15 protein-coding genes are annotated in these 15,193 nt (G+C 54.6%); 10 read left to right on the top strand and 5 right to left on the bottom strand.

Annotated elements, in window-relative coordinates; translation table 11 throughout:
• Nucleotides 1–8: 8 nt before the first annotated feature.
• Nucleotides 9–1,223 carry an MFS transporter gene (locus Q0908_RS16445; protein WP_299286976.1) on the bottom strand — a complete coding sequence of 405 codons (1,215 nt, stop codon included), beginning with the start codon at nucleotides 1,221–1,223 and terminating at the stop codon, nucleotides 9–11.
• Nucleotides 1,224–1,355: 132 nt separating this feature from the next.
• Here Q0908_RS16445 and Q0908_RS16440 point away from each other — a divergent pair, with 132 nt between their 5' ends.
• From Q0908_RS16440 to Q0908_RS16420, 5 genes are all read left to right on the top strand, one after another.
• Nucleotides 1,356–2,180, top strand: a complete 825-nt coding sequence (locus Q0908_RS16440) for a flagellar motor protein MotB (protein ID WP_299286973.1) — start codon at nucleotides 1,356–1,358, stop codon at nucleotides 2,178–2,180.
• 88 nt (nucleotides 2,181–2,268) lie between these two features.
• Nucleotides 2,269–3,588, top strand: coding sequence for a flagellar hook protein FlgE (locus tag Q0908_RS16435; protein WP_299286970.1), 1,320 nt, complete (start codon nucleotides 2,269–2,271; stop codon nucleotides 3,586–3,588).
• A gap of 45 nt (nucleotides 3,589–3,633) precedes the next feature.
• The gene (gene flgK, locus Q0908_RS16430) at nucleotides 3,634–5,088 is read left to right on the top strand and encodes a flagellar hook-associated protein FlgK (RefSeq protein WP_299286967.1); all 1,455 of its coding nucleotides are present in this window, start codon (nucleotides 3,634–3,636) and stop codon (nucleotides 5,086–5,088) included.
• A 2-nt stretch (nucleotides 5,089–5,090) separates the two neighbouring features.
• Nucleotides 5,091–6,098 (top strand): flagellin, encoded by a 1,008-nt coding sequence (locus Q0908_RS16425; protein ID WP_299286964.1) that lies wholly within the window; start codon nucleotides 5,091–5,093, stop codon nucleotides 6,096–6,098.
• On the top strand, nucleotides 6,095–7,195 hold the full coding sequence (locus Q0908_RS16420) for a flagellar basal body P-ring protein FlgI (protein WP_299286961.1): 1,101 nt from the start codon (nucleotides 6,095–6,097) through the stop codon (nucleotides 7,193–7,195). Before Q0908_RS16425 ends, Q0908_RS16420 begins: the two co-directional genes overlap by 4 nt.
• A 114-nt stretch (nucleotides 7,196–7,309) precedes the next feature.
• On the opposite strand, the gene fliP is transcribed toward Q0908_RS16420, so the two are convergent.
• Genes fliP through fliF form a run of 4 tightly spaced genes read right to left on the bottom strand, consistent with a single transcriptional unit; the run spans nucleotide 7,310 to nucleotide 10,550 of the window.
• Entirely contained in the window at nucleotides 7,310–8,035 is a 726-nt protein-coding gene (gene fliP / locus Q0908_RS16415) for a flagellar type III secretion system pore protein FliP (protein WP_299286958.1), read from the bottom strand.
• A gap of 4 nt (nucleotides 8,036–8,039) precedes the next feature.
• Complete coding sequence (locus Q0908_RS16410; RefSeq protein WP_299286955.1) at nucleotides 8,040–8,333, bottom strand: FliM/FliN family flagellar motor C-terminal domain-containing protein; 294 nt, start codon at nucleotides 8,331–8,333, stop codon at nucleotides 8,040–8,042.
• Entirely contained in the window at nucleotides 8,326–8,925 is a 600-nt protein-coding gene (locus Q0908_RS16405; RefSeq protein ID WP_299286952.1) for a hypothetical protein, read from the bottom strand. The genes Q0908_RS16410 and Q0908_RS16405 overlap by 8 nt, the downstream gene beginning before the upstream one ends.
• Nucleotides 8,925–10,550 (bottom strand): flagellar basal-body MS-ring/collar protein FliF, encoded by a 1,626-nt coding sequence (gene fliF, locus Q0908_RS16400; RefSeq protein WP_299286950.1) that lies wholly within the window; start codon nucleotides 10,548–10,550, stop codon nucleotides 8,925–8,927. The genes Q0908_RS16405 and fliF overlap by 1 nt, the downstream gene beginning before the upstream one ends.
• A 116-nt stretch (nucleotides 10,551–10,666) precedes the next feature.
• On the opposite strand from fliF, the gene Q0908_RS16395 reads away from it, so the two are divergent.
• The 5 genes from Q0908_RS16395 to Q0908_RS16375 are packed head-to-tail and all read left to right on the top strand — an operon-like array spanning nucleotide 10,667 to nucleotide 15,053.
• Nucleotides 10,667–11,161, top strand: a complete 495-nt coding sequence (locus tag Q0908_RS16395; RefSeq protein ID WP_366869362.1) for a flagellar basal body-associated FliL family protein — start codon at nucleotides 10,667–10,669, stop codon at nucleotides 11,159–11,161.
• Between the two features lie 10 nt (nucleotides 11,162–11,171).
• Nucleotides 11,172–11,555 (top strand): hypothetical protein, encoded by a 384-nt coding sequence (locus Q0908_RS16390; protein ID WP_299286947.1) that lies wholly within the window; start codon nucleotides 11,172–11,174, stop codon nucleotides 11,553–11,555.
• Nucleotides 11,552–12,157 (top strand): hypothetical protein, encoded by a 606-nt coding sequence (locus Q0908_RS16385; protein WP_299286944.1) that lies wholly within the window; start codon nucleotides 11,552–11,554, stop codon nucleotides 12,155–12,157. Before Q0908_RS16390 ends, Q0908_RS16385 begins: the two co-directional genes overlap by 4 nt.
• A gap of 17 nt (nucleotides 12,158–12,174) precedes the next feature.
• Nucleotides 12,175–13,044 carry a flagellar motor stator protein MotA gene (gene motA, locus Q0908_RS16380; RefSeq protein WP_299286941.1) on the top strand — a complete coding sequence of 290 codons (870 nt, stop codon included), beginning with the start codon at nucleotides 12,175–12,177 and terminating at the stop codon, nucleotides 13,042–13,044.
• A complete protein-coding gene (locus Q0908_RS16375) occupies nucleotides 13,044–15,053 on the top strand; it encodes a hypothetical protein (RefSeq protein WP_299286938.1) in 2,010 nt (669 codons plus the stop codon). Before motA ends, Q0908_RS16375 begins: the two co-directional genes overlap by 1 nt.
• Nucleotides 15,054–15,193: the final 140 nt, after the last annotated feature.

Raw genomic sequence — 15,193 nt, 5'->3', positions numbered from 1 at the left:
CGGGCTGATCACGCCGGTTGCATGACCCCTCGGGCTCGGCTGCGTGACAGCAGCCACAGCATGATCGCGATGTTCGCGCCGTTCCAGACGATCCCATTCCAGAACGCCATTTGATAGCTGCCCGTCACGTCGTAAATCCACCCCGACATCCAACCGCCGAGCGCCATGCCCATGATCGTTGCCATCAGCACGAACCCGACCCGCGCGCCAGCCTCTCGTGCGGGCATGTATTCGCGCACGATGATCGCGTAGCTTGGGACGATCCCGCCTTGGCTTAGCCCAAAGACCAGGCTCACCACATAGAGCGAGATCAGCGCATCCGATGGCAAGTAAAGAGCAAGCGCAATGGCCTGCGCGATGGATCCCAAAAGCAAGGTCCGCACCCCGCCCAATTTGTCCGCGAGCAACCCCGAGATCAATCTCGATCCGACGCCGCCCACCAACATCAACGACAGCATCTCTGCCCCCACCGCCGGGCCATAGCCGAGATCAACGCAGTAACTCACGATATGCACCTGTGGCATCGACATCGCCACGCAGCACCCGACGCCTGCCACGCCCAGCAGACAGGCGAGTGCTGTCGGAGACAGCCCTGCGGATCGCGCGTTGGCCGAAGACGCGGCCTCGGCCATTTGGTGCGCACTGTCGGGGACTTGCCGCCGTAACGCGAAAGCCAGAGGCACAACAACCAACACCGTCGCCGCCGCAAGAACGGCGTAAGTGGCCCGCCATCCATCTTCGGCCAGCACGCCCGCCAGGATCAGTGGCCAGATCGCCCCTGACAGGTAGTTTCCGCTTGCCGCAATCGCGACCGCAATGCCGCGCCGTTTCATGAACCAATGCGAGATGTCCGCAATCAGCGGGCCAAATCCGACTGACGTTCCAAAGCCCACGATCAGTTGTGCCAAGGACAGCGCCCAGATCGAGCCTGCGGCCATCGCGAGCCCGTATCCCCCCGCAATGCCCAACGCGCAGACAACCAACACTGGCGTGACACCCCATCGGTCCACCGCTCGGCCCACGATGAAATTACCCGTCGCGAACCCGATCATGGTCAGCGTGTAAGGCAGGCTCGCGTCTGCCCGGCTTACCCCGAATTCGGCCTGAACCGCAGGCATGATGACAATGATCGCCCACATGCCCGCATTCGCCACCATCGCAATGGTCAATGTCAGCGCAAGCCGCGTCCACGAATATCGGCTGTCATGTGTTGATGCGGTCATGCGCTCATCTGTGACCTTAATCGGCACCCATGCAAGCACCGACTTTCATTTCGTACAATTGGATGTGTTAAGCCAAGGGTAAGGCCCCTGCTCTACAAAACTCCTCGGGTGAGAAAAACCGAGGTACGGGCCATGACGGTGCAGGCGAACGCGCAACCGATCATCATCAAGCGAAAGAAAGTCATTCAGGGTGGTGGCCACCACGGCGGGGCCTGGAAAGTCGCGTATGCGGACTTTGTGACGGCCATGATGGCGTTCTTCATGCTGATGTGGCTTTTGAATGCCACGACCGAAAAACAGCGCAAAGGCATTGCCGACTACTTTTCGCCCACAATCCCCATCAGTCGCGTTTCGGGTGGTGGTGATGGCAGCTTTGGGGGTGACAGCGTGTTTTCCGAAAATACGCTGCCTCAGAACGGAACAGGTGCATCTTCGCAGCGCCCCACCGAAGCCCGTGAGGCGCGTGGTGAACTCGGAGAGGACAGAGCCGCCGAAGATGAGGTGTTTCAGTCACTCGAAGCCCGCCTGATCGGGCATGGTGGCGAATCCAAGCTGATGGACAATGATTTCCAGCATATCGTGACGGAGTTGACGGACGAGGGCCTGGTGATTGAGGTCTTTGCAAGCGAACGGTCTGCGATATTTGAGTCGGGCACCGAAACACCCACGCAAATGCTGATCGATCTGACGGAATGGATTGCCGCGTCGACCGCGACGGTGGACAACGGCATCGCAATCAATGGCCACGTGCCGACCCAAGCCATTGTGGTTGCGAACAATTCGACATGGCAATCCTCAGCGGCTCGAGCGACGCAGATGCGAAAATTGCTTGAGCAATTCGGCGTTGCGCCGGGCCGGATGCAGCGTGTGACGGGCCATGCGGATCGTGAACCGGCCGTCCCCAATACCATGGCCGTACGGAACGACCGGCTGGAAATCATTTTGCTGCGCGAATGAATAGGTTGGATTTTATCTGTTAGCCTGACGTTAAGAGCAGAGGCCTAACTGTGGCACCATCAAGTCGATGCAGCAGAAAGGCGTATCCATGACAATTTCTTCGTCGCTCAATGCAGGTGTTGCGGGGCTTCAATCGAATGCCACGCGTCTTGCGTCCATCTCCGACAATATCGCGAACTCGTCGACCTATGGGTACAAGCGTGTCCAGACTGATTTCCATTCCATGGTTATCTCAGGGTCGGGATCGGGTTCATACTCCGCAGGCGGGGTGCGCGCGACAACGTCCCGACTGATTGACCAAAGCGGGTCGCTTGTGTCGACCGCGAACGCCACCGACCTTGCAGTCAGAGGGCGAGGCATGTTGCCGGTGGCGCAGGCCACCGACATCAATAACAGCAACGGCGACAGTCAGATGTACCTGACAACGACCGGCTCGTTCCGTACGGATGCAGAAGGGTATCTGCGCTCCGACTCTGGGCTTGTTCTGTTGGGTTGGCCCGCTCTGCCTGATGGGACAATACCGACATTTCCACGTGATACTGCCGATGGGCTCGAACCTGTACAGATCAACGTGAACCAGTTTTCTGGCGAACCGACGACCAAGCTGTCACTAGGGCTGAACCTGCCCGCAACCGACACGGATCCAGGCGCGCCAGGGGATACCCAGAACCTGTCGGTTGAGTATTTTGACAACCTGGGCACATCGGAAAACATCAACATCAGTTTCACCCCAACTGTGCCGGCCTCAGGGTCTGCTTCTTCGAACGAGTGGACGATGCAACTGTCTGACTCGGCATTGGGCGGCGCGGTCATTGGCGAATACGTTCTGACGTTCGACGACAGCCGGACATCCGGCGGTACATTGGCATCGGTTGCGATGACACCCGCGGCCATTGGGGGCGCCTATGATCCGGCAACTGGCAACATCGTCATTGCAGCCGAAGGTGGCCCTCTGGAAATCAACATCGGACAGTTGGGTGACAGCGATGGGATCACACAGCTCTCCGACAGCTTTGCGCCTGTGTCGATTTCCAAAGACGGCTCACCGGTCGGTAACATGACCAATGTCGAGGTCGATGCGAACGGCTTTGTCACTGCGTTCTTCGACACCGGGATCAACCGGACGATCTATCAGATCCCCTTGGTGGACTTGCCCAATCCCAATGGAATGGTCGCTCTGGATCAGCAGACGTATTTGCCATCCCCTGAAAGCGGAAGCTTCTTTCTCTGGGATGCAGGTGACGGCCCCACTGGTGACATCGTCTCCTATGCGCGTGAGGAATCCGCGGTTGATGTGGCGGGCGAACTTACCGCCATGATCCAGACCCAGCGGGCGTACTCCTCGAATGCAAAAGTGATCCAGACCGTGGACGAGATGCTGCAGGAAACGACGAACATCAAACGTTAACCCGCGGGCTCTCGCGGCCCGCCAACAGAAACGGAACACCTTGCCATGACGATCACAAGCGCATTGAATTCCGCCATGTCCGGGCTGCGGGCTGCCGGACGCGCCTCTGAATTGGTGTCGAGCAATATCGCGAACGCATCAACTCCAGGATACGCGCGCCGAACCCTGTCCATCGGATCCTACAGCATCGGCGACATCGGTGGGGTCAGGATCAACGGAATTCAGCGCCACGTTGACGCACAGATCGTCTCTGATCGACGGTTGGCCGGTTCGGAATTCGGCTATCGATCCGAAACGACATCGTACTTCAACCGGATTGAGGATCTGGTGGGCACGCCCGATCAAGCGGGATCTTTGTCAGCGCGACTGGCCGATTTCGAGAATGCGCTGATCACGGCCAGCAGCCGTCCGGACGCCCTTGAGCGATTGGATAGCGCAGCACATGGGGCACGCGACCTCGGCCGCGCCATCAAGTTGGTCGCGGATGGCATCCAATCAGAACGCACAGATGCGGATCGCAACATCGCGGATCAAGTTACGCGCCTGAATGACACACTCAAAAGTATCGAAACACTGAACGTTCGGATCACAGCGACCAACAACCAGAATATGGATTCGTCCGCGTTGCAGGATCAACGCAGGATACTGATCGACGAAGTCAGCGAAATGGTTCCAGTGCGAACGGTAAATCGCGATCACGGTGCGGTTGCTCTATATTCGACGGGTGGGTCGATCCTATTGGATGGCCGCGCTGTGGAAATCGGTTTTGAGCCCGCCAATATCGTTACACCATATATGTCGATTGACGATGGCACGCTGTCTGGTCTGACAATCAACGGGTTCGCACTCAACACATCTTCGGAGTTGGGGCGACTTCACGGCGGTACGCTCGGAGCTCAATTTGAAATTCGCGACGAACGCGCGCCTGAAGCACAAATCAAGATCGATGCACTTGCACGAGACATTATTGAACGGTTTCAAGATCCTGCCGTCGATCCAACGCTGTCAGCAGTTGACCCCGGCCTGTTCACCGACCGTGGCGCGGCACTTGACCCATTACAAGAGACAGGACTGGCCAATCGCATTGAGATCAATGAATTGGTCGACCCCACGCAAGGCGGCGATGTCTGGCGGATACGCGATGGGTTGGGGGCACTCGCGGCTGGTTCATCTGGAAATGCGATACTTCTCAATGCCTTGTCAGATGCACTGACGATATCTCGCGTGGTGAACTCAGGCGGTTTCGGGTCGCCCCCGCTGACGGCACCCGAGCTGACCGCGCGCTTTTCTTCGCAACTCGGGGCGGATCGGTTGCGAGAGGATCAGCAACTCGGCTTCGCCTCGGCACAGTTTTACGAGCTGACCCAATTGGAACTTGCCGATGGCGTAGATACCGACGCCGAGTTGCAAAACCTGATGATCATCGAGCAGGCATATGCGGCCAACGCGCGTGTCATTGAAACGGTCGATCAGATGTTCGACACCCTCTTAAGGATTTGACAATGAGCAGTTTTTCCCTTGGTGACCTCGCCCAAACTTTTATGCTTCAACGCCAAGGTGCCGCGTTGAAGGCCAACATGACACGCCTCAACGAGGAGTTGGCAACCGGGCAAGTCAGCGACGTGAAATCGGTCCTCGCCGGCAACACCAGCTATCTGAGCGACATCGAACGAGATCTTAAGACGCTGTCGGGTTTTCGCGTGGCGACCACAGAGGCTGCGCAATACGCTGAATCCATTCAGCTATCATTGGAAAGGGTCAGTGATAGCAGTGAGAGTTTTGGGACCTCGCTGCTCAAGATTTCATCAAATGCGACCGGTTCGGTTCTGGACCAGTTTTCCGATGATGCAGAATCTCAGCTGGCCAATATCGTGGGCGTACTGAATACCAGTGTGGGTGGGCGCAGCCTCTTTGCTGGTGATGCGACGAATCAGCGGCCGATGGCAGATGCGGAAGTCATTCTGGACGGTCTCCGCGCCGCGACTGCCGGAGCAGCGACGCCCCAGGACCTGCGAACCGCAGCAGAGATCTGGTTCAATGATCCCGCTGGATTTGTAGCGACGGCCTACACTGGCTCCGCGACCGAAATAGCTCCGCTGCGGATTGGCCAAAACGAGAAGGTTTCCGTGCAGATCAAGGGCGACGATCCGATATTCAAAGACATCATCAAGCAGTATGCACTTGCCGCCATCACTGGAGATGCCGCGTTTTCTTTCAGCGCAACAGATCGTCAGGAACTGCTCGCCGAGGCAGGCCGCAGTCTCTTTTCCACGCAAACCGATATGACCGCTTTGCGTGCCAAGATTGGATCAGCGCAGGCACGCATCGATGAGGTTGGAGCCAGAAACGCGACTGAACAAACATCGCTGCAATTTGCGAAGGGCGCTTTGTTGCAGGCAGATCCCTACGAGACAGCAACTGAACTGGAGGCAGTCCAATTTCAACTTCAAAGTCTATATACCGTCACCGCGCGCATGTCAGATCTATCGTTTGTGAACTTCGTTCGATGAGGTGGCTCTCTTTCTTTCTGATCACTCTTTTCTGCGCTCAGGTCGCTGATGCCAGTTCCGTGCGCATTAAGGATCTGGTTGAGTTCGACGGCGTTCGTGGAAATGACTTGGTTGGCTATGGGCTGGTGGTAGGCCTTGATGGAACCGGAGATGGACTGCGCAACGCGCCATTCACCGAAGACATCATGACCAACATTTTGGAACGTCTTGGGATCAATGTTACCGGCGAGCAATTTCGACCGAAGAATGTTGCAGCTGTATTTGTCACATCCGCGCTGCCGCCATTTGCCAGGAGCGGATCTCAGATCGATGTGACGGTTTCGGCAATTGGTGATGCCAAAAGCCTGTTAGGCGGAACCCTGATTATGACGCCCATGAACGCCGCCGATGGTGAAATATATGCGGTGGCGCAAGGCACCATTATCGCAGGCGGCGCAGTGGCAGAAGGTGATGGGGCACGCGTAACACAAGGCGTTCCAACCTCTGGCGTGATTCCGTCGGGTGCTCGTGTGGAACGTGAGATCGACTTTGAACTCAGCAGCCTCACGGACATGCGGCTCGCCTTGCGCGACGCCGACTTTACCACTGCCGCTCGGATTGAAAGCGCGATTAACAATGATTTTGGACGGCAGGTCGCGACCATGCTGGATTCTGGCACAGTCAGTCTGAACGTGCCTCGGACCCGTATGCGGTCAGTTGCACATGCCTTGGGACGCATTGAAAATATCGCAGTTGAACCTGAACGAAAGGCCCGTGTGGTCGTGGATCAAAGGTCGGGTACAATTGTGATGGGCGATGATGTGCGAATATCGCGGGTTGCTGTGTCGCAAGGCAATCTCACCTTACGTATCCAAGAACAGCCTATCACCGTGCAACCGAATCCCTTCGCGCAGGGCGAGACCGTTGTGGTTCCTCGGACGACGGTCGACATTGAGGACGAAGAAGGGCCCAGCCTCGCCGAAGTGCCAGACGGTGCGTCTTTGTCCGAGGTCATTGCAGGTCTGAATGCGCTTGGAGTCGCGCCTCGCGACATGATCGACATTCTGAAGAGTATCAAAGCAGCCGGCGCCTTGCATGCAGAATTCGTAGTGCGATAAGAGAACATGCAAGGTGTGGAGCCACTCTCTGGATACTTGCCAACACTCTTAAATCCAATACGGCTGTCTTGAAACGACGCCAAATAGTGTCATTTGGCCTTGCCGTTTCGCCCGTCAAAAGTAGCTGCGAACCAAGCTACCGGCAATAAGGCTCCAACCATCTGCGACAACAAAGAACGCAAGTTTAAACGGCAACGAGACGATTGCAGGTGGTACCATCATCATCCCCATGCTCATCAGCACGGCCGCTGCGACCAAATCGATGATTAAGAATGGCAAAAAAATCAAAAACCCGATCTGAAACGCTCTCGCGATCTCGGACAATAGGAAACTGGGCACCAAAACCGACAGCGGGGCATCTGGTGATAGCTCAAGCCCTTGCGTATCTGGTCTGAGGTCGGCCATAGCGCCAAAAGTGTCGGCATCCAGACGCGCGGACATGAAACCGCGAAAGGGTTCAATCGTTCGTGCAAATGCGGTTTCCACGTCTATCAAGTTTTTCGTCAATGGTTGAAGCCCATCGGTCCAAGCCTGCATAAAGACAGGCTCCATCACGAAATACGTGAGAAACAGCGCAAGACTTACGATCAACATGTTTGGGGGCGATTGCTGAAGCCCGATTGCCTGTCTCAAAATGGAGAGCACAGTCACCAGAAAGGGGAAGCACGTTACCATTATGGCCAGCCCTGGCGCGAGGCTCAGCACTGTGATCAGAGCGATGAGTTGCAACGTCCTGGCGCTTAACGAATTCTCATCACCAAGTGAGATCGCGATATCTTGAGCCAAAGCCCCTGTCGGGAGAAGGCAGACAATCCCCAATAAAATGATACGCAGCTTCATCGCATCAAATGCTCGACCCAAGGTCGATGATTTCAGTCAGTCTCACGACCAGCTGGCCATCGTCATCACCGTCGGCCTCTTCCAGCTTTCCGCGGGCGATCAGCTTGTTGCCGACAAAAAGGTCAACCGGGTCATCGACGCGTTTGTCCAAGGTCAGGACCGCATTCGACCCTAGCATAACCAAGTCGCGAACCATGGGCCTGGCCCGACCGACCGACACGGTGATCTCGATTGGGACGGCCGTGAACGGGTTGTGCGTGTCGGAGGCCAGTGTTTGCGTATTGGGTAAATCATTCATCAGTCACCTGTGGCATTTGCGTTTCAAAGAACGTTGAAATTTCGTTTGTGATGTCGGCAACGACCCTGTCCAAATCCACCTCAATCTCTCGGTCGCCCAGACGTAATACGACCTGCGTCGGACCCATCAGATCATCAGCAACAACCTCGAACGGTGCCGGTACGTTGTCAGATAGGACCGCACGCACAGCCTCTTCGTTCGCCGTCGCAATCGCGAGTTCGATGGGTCGATCCAGGTTTTTTCGTGCAGCATCCAAAATGACGTCCTGGATGTGCGCGCCAAGACTCTGTTGCGCAGCCTGCGGGAGAATTTTGCGGGTGACTTGAGTCATAATGGTCTGAACCGACGCCGTCATCGCCGCGCGCAATTCGTGGTACTCAAACGACGCGGCCTGCAAACTTGAAGCCAGACCGCTGGAGACATGCGTCAGCGTATTGGATTGCGCCTTTATCGCGTCCTCCCAGCCAGCCTGATATCCGTTCTCAAACGCTTGCAGCTTGAGTTCCTCGATTTCTTCAACTGACAAAAGCGACTTGCTGGCGGTGGTCGGTCTTATCGTCCCAAAATCCTGAAAGAGGTGTGCTGCTGACATCAAGCGCGCTCCTCTTCTTCAAGCCAGCTTCTCAGGATTTCGACTGTTTCTTCTTGTCGATCACCAATCATGGCGCGCAGCCGGTCGACGGGATCTGCCGACGCGGTCGGCGCACCGCCCGCTTCAGCGGAAAAGTTGAGAGCAGGCAAATCAGATGGTGCAGCCAGGTTTGAGTCCAACGGAATATTCAGAAAGCCATCCGACGCGCCGTCAACCTCGCCCATAAGCGCGGGTTGTTCACCTGATGCCTCACCTTCTGTCGGTGGCAAACTCAAGGGCGCAATTGGGGTCCGCGTCAAGACGGGTCGCACCACGAATAGCCCCAAGACCAAAGCTACAACCGCCAGGACGGCCATTTGGATCGCTGACATGATGTCGATGTGGAAATTGTCCAGAAAAGATGAGTGGACTTGCGTGCCCAAAGGCGCAACCGACTGCAAGGCCATCGATTTAATTGTAATGATGTCACCGCGCGTCTCGTCAAACCCAACTGCGGACGCCACCAACTCGCGCAGTGCTTCGATCTCTTCCTCACCTCGCGGAATGGTTTCAGGCCCCGCACCTTCACCTTCCTGAGTCGCATCGTTGACCAAAACGGCGACCGTCACGCGTTTGATCGCACCAGCCGCACGCACCACTGCCCGCTCTGTTTCGGACACTTCGTAGTTAATCCGCTCGCGTGTTTCTGAGTTTTCGGAAGACGCGCTATCGCCTTCCGCACCGTCCCCATCAGGTAGGTTCGATGCTACGGTTACATTACCATTCCCAGCTTCGTTCGAGTTGCTTGTCCGCTCTTCGGTATCGGTGCTGATCACCACGCGCCCATCCGGGTCGAACCGCCGCTCGCGAATTTCTTCGGTCTCGGTCACCGTGTCGACGCTGACTTCGACGATGGCGTTGCCGGGACCTACGCGCGCCTCCAGCAGACGTTCGACGCGTTCGCGCAGCATTTGCGCTTTGTCATCGGCACCGCCGGTCGGTGCGACGTCTTCAGAACCGCCAATCAGGTTACCATTCGCGTCGATGACAGCGACGTCGTCAGACGACAAACCGGCAACCGCTGACGATACCAAAAAACGAATGGCCTTGCCCTGAGCAGTTGTAAGTCCCGATCCATTTGGGGTTACCGACACGGACGCCGTTGGTGTCACGCTGCGTTGAAACGGATTTGACCCAGTTGAGGCGATGTGAACCCGTGCCATGGCGATGTGAGGTTGAGACGCAATTGTTCGGGCCAACTCACCCTCTTTTGCGCGCCAATAGGCTGCGTCAAACATCTGCGATGTCGTTCCGAAACCTGACAGCGAATCGAGCAGCTCGTAGCCTTGGCTGCTATTGGTGGGCAGACCTTCGCTGGCCAATGTCATGCGCAACTGATCGCGATCAGCACTATCGACAAAAATCGATCCACCCCGCACCTCGAACGCGATGCCGCGTTGCTCAAGGGCACTCACGACATCCCCGGCAGGGCCGCTTTCCAGGCCAGCATAAAGGAGCGTCAGGGACGGTGACGTTGCGATGCGCGACATCGCAAGTACCGCCAAGACGACCGCCAGTGTCGCGACCACCACCGTGATTTGCCGCCGTATATCCAAGCCGAACCAGACATTTAGCAATTGCTGCACAATTTCCTCCGTCCTGCCCCACATTCTGTGTGGCGATGTAACAGCAATGACCGATCAGCCTTAACAATCGGTTAGTTGATCTGTGCCAAAACGGTTTTCGACAAATAGCAGACGGTATGAACATGACGGACGCAGCTGCGGCAGAATCCGATAGCTCTGAAAAAGCATCGAAAAAGCCAATCATTATTGGTTTGCTGGCCGCAATCTTGGCGGGTGGAGGCAGCTTTTACGCGACTTTCGCCGGACTGGTTCTTGCCCCCGACTCGGCGGTTGAAGCGACCGCATCGTCAGGTGAAGGGGATGCGTTGCCGAAGGTGGCATATGTTGAGATGGATCCGCTCGTCATATCGCTTGATCCCACGTCTCACTCTCGTCACCTGAGATTTCGCGCCCAGTTGGAGACGCCTTATCAATACGCTGACGAAGTCAGGTCAGCATTGCCCCGCGTTATCGACATCCTAAACGGATATCTTCGTGCGCTTGAGGCGCGAGATATCGAAGACTCGGCGTCCCTGTTTCGCATTCGAGCGCAAATGTTACGACGCATTCAAGCTGTCACGGGTCCGGGCCGCGTGAACGACCTGCTGATCATGGAATTTGTACTGCATTGAGGGATAAATCATGGATTTGATATCTGATATCTTGCTTATGGCAGGCGCTCTAGGGGCAGGGTTTTACTGCTTCATTCTCGGTCGACGGCTGAAGCGGTTCAACGATCTTGAAAAAGGCGTGGGCGGGGCCGTCGCGGTCCTGTCTGCGCAGGTGGACGACCTCAGCAAGATGCTCGCCGCTGCCCAAGATGTCGCAACAGAGTCAGCCAACACGCTCACACAGGTGGCGGAAAATGCTGCGCAAACCTCGAAACGGCTGGAGCTGCAAATCGCATCCCTTCACGATATTCCGGACAAACCAGAACCTAAAGCGCAACCCGTCCGATCGACTGACAAAGTCCCGCAGCCGGATCAGCCCATGTTCGTTCGGCGACCGGTGGGAGGCAGCAGATGAGCAAAATGTCTAAAGTTAGAAACAGCATGCGTGTTTCCGGTTCTACTCTGATCATTTCATCACTGTTGGTCAGCTCGGCATTTTTGCGCTTTGGCACTGATACTGGGGCCGCCATCGCTCAGACAACGATGTCCGTAATGGAAACAGATGTCGTTTCGACGGAAAATGACACATCAAAACAAGCAGATGCCTCGAGTGGCAGCGCGCAGCTGCTAGAGGCTCTCCTGAAACGAGAGGCAGAAGTTGAAAGGCAGGAAGCCGCCCTTGCGCAGCGCGAGAACAACCTCAAGGCGACCAAGGCAGAAGTCGAGCGCCGCATAGGCGTTCTCGAAGCCTCGGAGGCTCGTCTGAGGCAGATGATCACACAAGCGGAAGCGACAGCCGAAGACGACGTTCTGCGACTGACAACAGTCTATGAGAATATGAAGCCCAAGGATGCCGCGGCTCTTTTTGAAACGATGGAGCCTGAATTTGCCGCCGGATTTCTCGCCCGAATGCAGCCGGAAGCCGCCGCAAAGCTTTTGGCGGGTCTCAATCCAGAAACTGCGTATTCCATCAGCGCGATTGTTGCCGGTCGAAATGCCCGCGCTTCCAATTTGTAGATCGAAAGGGCCGAGACATGATTGGCATAGTTGGAATTATTACCGTATTCGTAATGGTATTTGGCGGATATCTGGCCGCTGGCGGGAAAATGGGGATTATTCTAAAGTCACTCCCATTTGAAATGACGATGATCATCGGGGCGGCAGTTGGCGCTTTTCTGATCAGCAACTCCATGTCGGAGATAAAGCATACTATCAAGGACCTTGGAAAAGTCTTCAAGGGCCCCAAATGGATCGCCGAAGACTATACTGCGCTTCTATGTCTGCTTTTTGAATTGATCCGTCTCGCCCGACAGAACCCGGTGGGTCTAGAGGAACATATCGAGAACCCAAGCGAGTCTGCGATCTTCAACAACTACCCCAAAATCTCGGCCGATGCCGAAGCCGTGAATCTAATCTGCGACACTCTTCGGTCGGCATCAATGAACTATGATGATCCACATCAGGTCGAAGAGGTTCTGGAAAAGCGGCTTAGTTCGAACCTTCATCATTCGATGCATTCGAGCCACGCGCTACAAACTGTGGCAGATGGCCTACCCGCACTCGGCATTGTCGCGGCTGTGTTGGGTGTGATCAAAACGATGGCATCAATCGACCAACCGCCTGAAATCTTGGGAAAATTGATTGGTGGGGCCCTCGTGGGTACATTTCTCGGGGTTTTTCTGGCCTACGGCTTGGTCGGCCCGTTCAGCGCCAAAGTGAAAGCCGTCGTGGAAGAAGATTCCCAATTCTATCAACTCATTCGTGAGGTCCTTGTCGCGAATCTATACAACCATGCCACGAACACGTGCATTGAGGTAGGTCGCCAAAACGCCCCGATCCATCATCGGCCAACATTTACGGAACTTGAAGATGCGCTGAAAGACACCAAACAGAGGGCGGCTTGATGGTATGGCGACTTGCCGTTCTATTTTTCCTTTTTCATCAGCCTGCTCATGGTGCGCCTATAGCGATCCGCGCAGGCGCCCATGATGAATTTACCAGGATCGTATTATACGACGCGGTTGATATGCAGTGGTCGACAATTGTCATGGGCCGTAAGCTCGAGATCCTTTTTGCAGGTCAGGTGCCTGAATTTGACATTGAACAGATATTCGCCCGAATTGACAAGCGTCACATATCCAACGTTTCGGTTGAAGACTCAAGACTTGTCGTAACGATGTCATGTGACTGCGTAGTGCGCCATGTCCCAAGAAGTGATCTTTTGGTTTTTGACATTCTCGAGAAGAGTTTCGAATCTGAAAAGAGGTTAGACCCTAACTCCCTAGAAATCCTACCAGCTGAAGTCCAAGCCGACTCTGCTTCGTTGAACACCGAAGCGGCAAGAAAAGAGACGGTTGGGCCAGAGAATACGTCATGGGAGAAATTCCTTACGTATGGCTATCAAATCCCTAACTTTGAAGAATATCTTTTCGCCAAAAGTACCAACGATAATACATCAATCACAATGTATAATTTCACAATTGGCAATCCAGACGAAATGAAGCCGCAAAAAGAAGACAAAAATAGCAACCAGAAAATGAACAATGCAGATTCAAATTTCAAAATTACGACGGCACATCCTGACAATAAAATCACTCAAACATCAGATGTAGAGAATATACTACGGAGAGCCGCAAATGAGCTCTCAGTAATTGCATCTGACGCGTATAGTGGTCGTTGCTTAGATGACGATAAATTTGAAATAAAAAAATGGGTGGAAGAGGGCGCGACCCTCTCGGAAGTAATATCGCAAACACGCTCTGCGGACTTCGAACGTACATCAGGGTCGAGCGACGATCACAATATCCAAACCATCAGAACATATCTCTACTATGGGTTTGGATTAGAGGCTCGACAACTACTTAACACGTACCCGTCGATAGCTGCGCGACACCCTGAGCTCTTTTGGTTGGCAGAGATTATGGAGCCGAGCTCAAGCACCTATAGTGAGACTGCTTTTTTTCTATCCTTTGAGGAATGCTCCGACATCGCGGCCTTTTGGGCGATCTTAGACTCCAAACATACGGCTAGTTTTTCGAAATCTGTAGTCGAGGGTGCGCAGCGAGGGTTTGCAGCACTCCCATTGCACTTGAAAACGCACCTAGGGTCGAAATTTGTAAATCGGTTGCAGGTCGTTGGAGAGGTAGAGGCTGCAAGTGCTGTCAACAGAGGCCTTGAACTGACCGATACGTATAAAGAGAAGAACATAATCCATCTATTGAACTCAATCGAGAACAAGGGAATAATTGATGTATCTTCTATTGGCGAAACACCCGCAACGGCTCTTGAAAGTCATGTTCGCGCCGAGTTTCAAGCTGGAAATACGATAGATACAGATACAATCACGCTTATCGAGTCATACATTACAGAACTTCAAGACAGCGGTTTGCGAGAGCCTCTGATCAGGATACTCGCAATTGCGCTGAGCACCAGAGGTGATTTCTCTGGTGCCTTTGAAAATATCTCAAGGTTAAGCGACGACGAGAAAAAGCACGCGCTGTTTCGATCAATTTTCAAACGACTTATCAGTGATTCCACAGACATCGAATTTGTTGAGAATATGTATTGTATTGATCCAATGAAACTATCTGACCTCGACAAGGGGCTGATCGACAACACCGTACAGCGCCTAATGTCTCTCGGATTCGATGATCTTGCTGAGAGCGTTGCTTCAAGTGGTTTCACCCAACCTGATTTAGGCAGACAACCGACCTCGGAGGCAGAACGGGTGGCTTTGACCTCTCCCGATCAAGACACAACAATCGATCGACCCAACATGGTGTTAAAGTCGCGTTCGACGGACGATCTGGCATCGAATACCACTCCTCTGGGTCTCGACGACATTCAGGGCATCTTACTTGAAAGCGAGGAATTTAGAATTCGCTCGCTGCGCGACACATTGGGTGGCGAGTGATCCGATCAGACGCGATGAAAGGCAACTTTCATCTCTGATGGTTTTACAGGACGCTGCCCATGCCAAGTTGATCGAGCCTAGGTGAGCAGACATCAGAACCTGTAATCAGACGGGACGACCTAAAGACGAACCTTGAAGCA

This window comes from uncultured Tateyamaria sp., from assembly GCF_947494755.1.
Classification (GTDB): domain Bacteria; phylum Pseudomonadota; class Alphaproteobacteria; order Rhodobacterales; family Rhodobacteraceae; genus Tateyamaria.
The sequence above is the reverse complement of the archived record's forward strand: the minus strand, read 5'-3'. Positions and strand labels throughout refer to the sequence as shown.

Excerpts from the sequence above, each read along its gene's own strand:
- Q0908_RS16445 (WP_299286976.1), bottom strand. The coding sequence starts at position 1,223 with ATGACCGCATCAACACATGACAGCCGATATTCGTGGACGCGGCTTGCG.
- Q0908_RS16440 (WP_299286973.1), top strand. The coding sequence starts at position 1,356 with ATGACGGTGCAGGCGAACGCGCAACCGATCATCATCAAGCGAAAGAAA.
- Q0908_RS16435 (WP_299286970.1), top strand. The coding sequence starts at position 2,269 with ATGACAATTTCTTCGTCGCTCAATGCAGGTGTTGCGGGGCTTCAATCG.
- flgK (WP_299286967.1), top strand. The coding sequence starts at position 3,634 with ATGACGATCACAAGCGCATTGAATTCCGCCATGTCCGGGCTGCGGGCT.
- Q0908_RS16425 (WP_299286964.1), top strand. The coding sequence starts at position 5,091 with ATGAGCAGTTTTTCCCTTGGTGACCTCGCCCAAACTTTTATGCTTCAA.
- Q0908_RS16420 (WP_299286961.1), top strand. The coding sequence starts at position 6,095 with ATGAGGTGGCTCTCTTTCTTTCTGATCACTCTTTTCTGCGCTCAGGTC.
- fliP (WP_299286958.1), bottom strand. The coding sequence starts at position 8,035 with ATGAAGCTGCGTATCATTTTATTGGGGATTGTCTGCCTTCTCCCGACA.
- Q0908_RS16410 (WP_299286955.1), bottom strand. The coding sequence starts at position 8,333 with ATGAATGATTTACCCAATACGCAAACACTGGCCTCCGACACGCACAAC.
- Q0908_RS16405 (WP_299286952.1), bottom strand. The coding sequence starts at position 8,925 with ATGTCAGCAGCACACCTCTTTCAGGATTTTGGGACGATAAGACCGACC.
- Q0908_RS16395 (WP_366869362.1), top strand. The coding sequence starts at position 10,667 with ATGAACATGACGGACGCAGCTGCGGCAGAATCCGATAGCTCTGAAAAA.
- Q0908_RS16390 (WP_299286947.1), top strand. The coding sequence starts at position 11,172 with ATGGATTTGATATCTGATATCTTGCTTATGGCAGGCGCTCTAGGGGCA.
- Q0908_RS16385 (WP_299286944.1), top strand. The coding sequence starts at position 11,552 with ATGAGCAAAATGTCTAAAGTTAGAAACAGCATGCGTGTTTCCGGTTCT.
- motA (WP_299286941.1), top strand. The coding sequence starts at position 12,175 with ATGATTGGCATAGTTGGAATTATTACCGTATTCGTAATGGTATTTGGC.
- Q0908_RS16375 (WP_299286938.1), top strand. The coding sequence starts at position 13,044 with ATGGTATGGCGACTTGCCGTTCTATTTTTCCTTTTTCATCAGCCTGCT.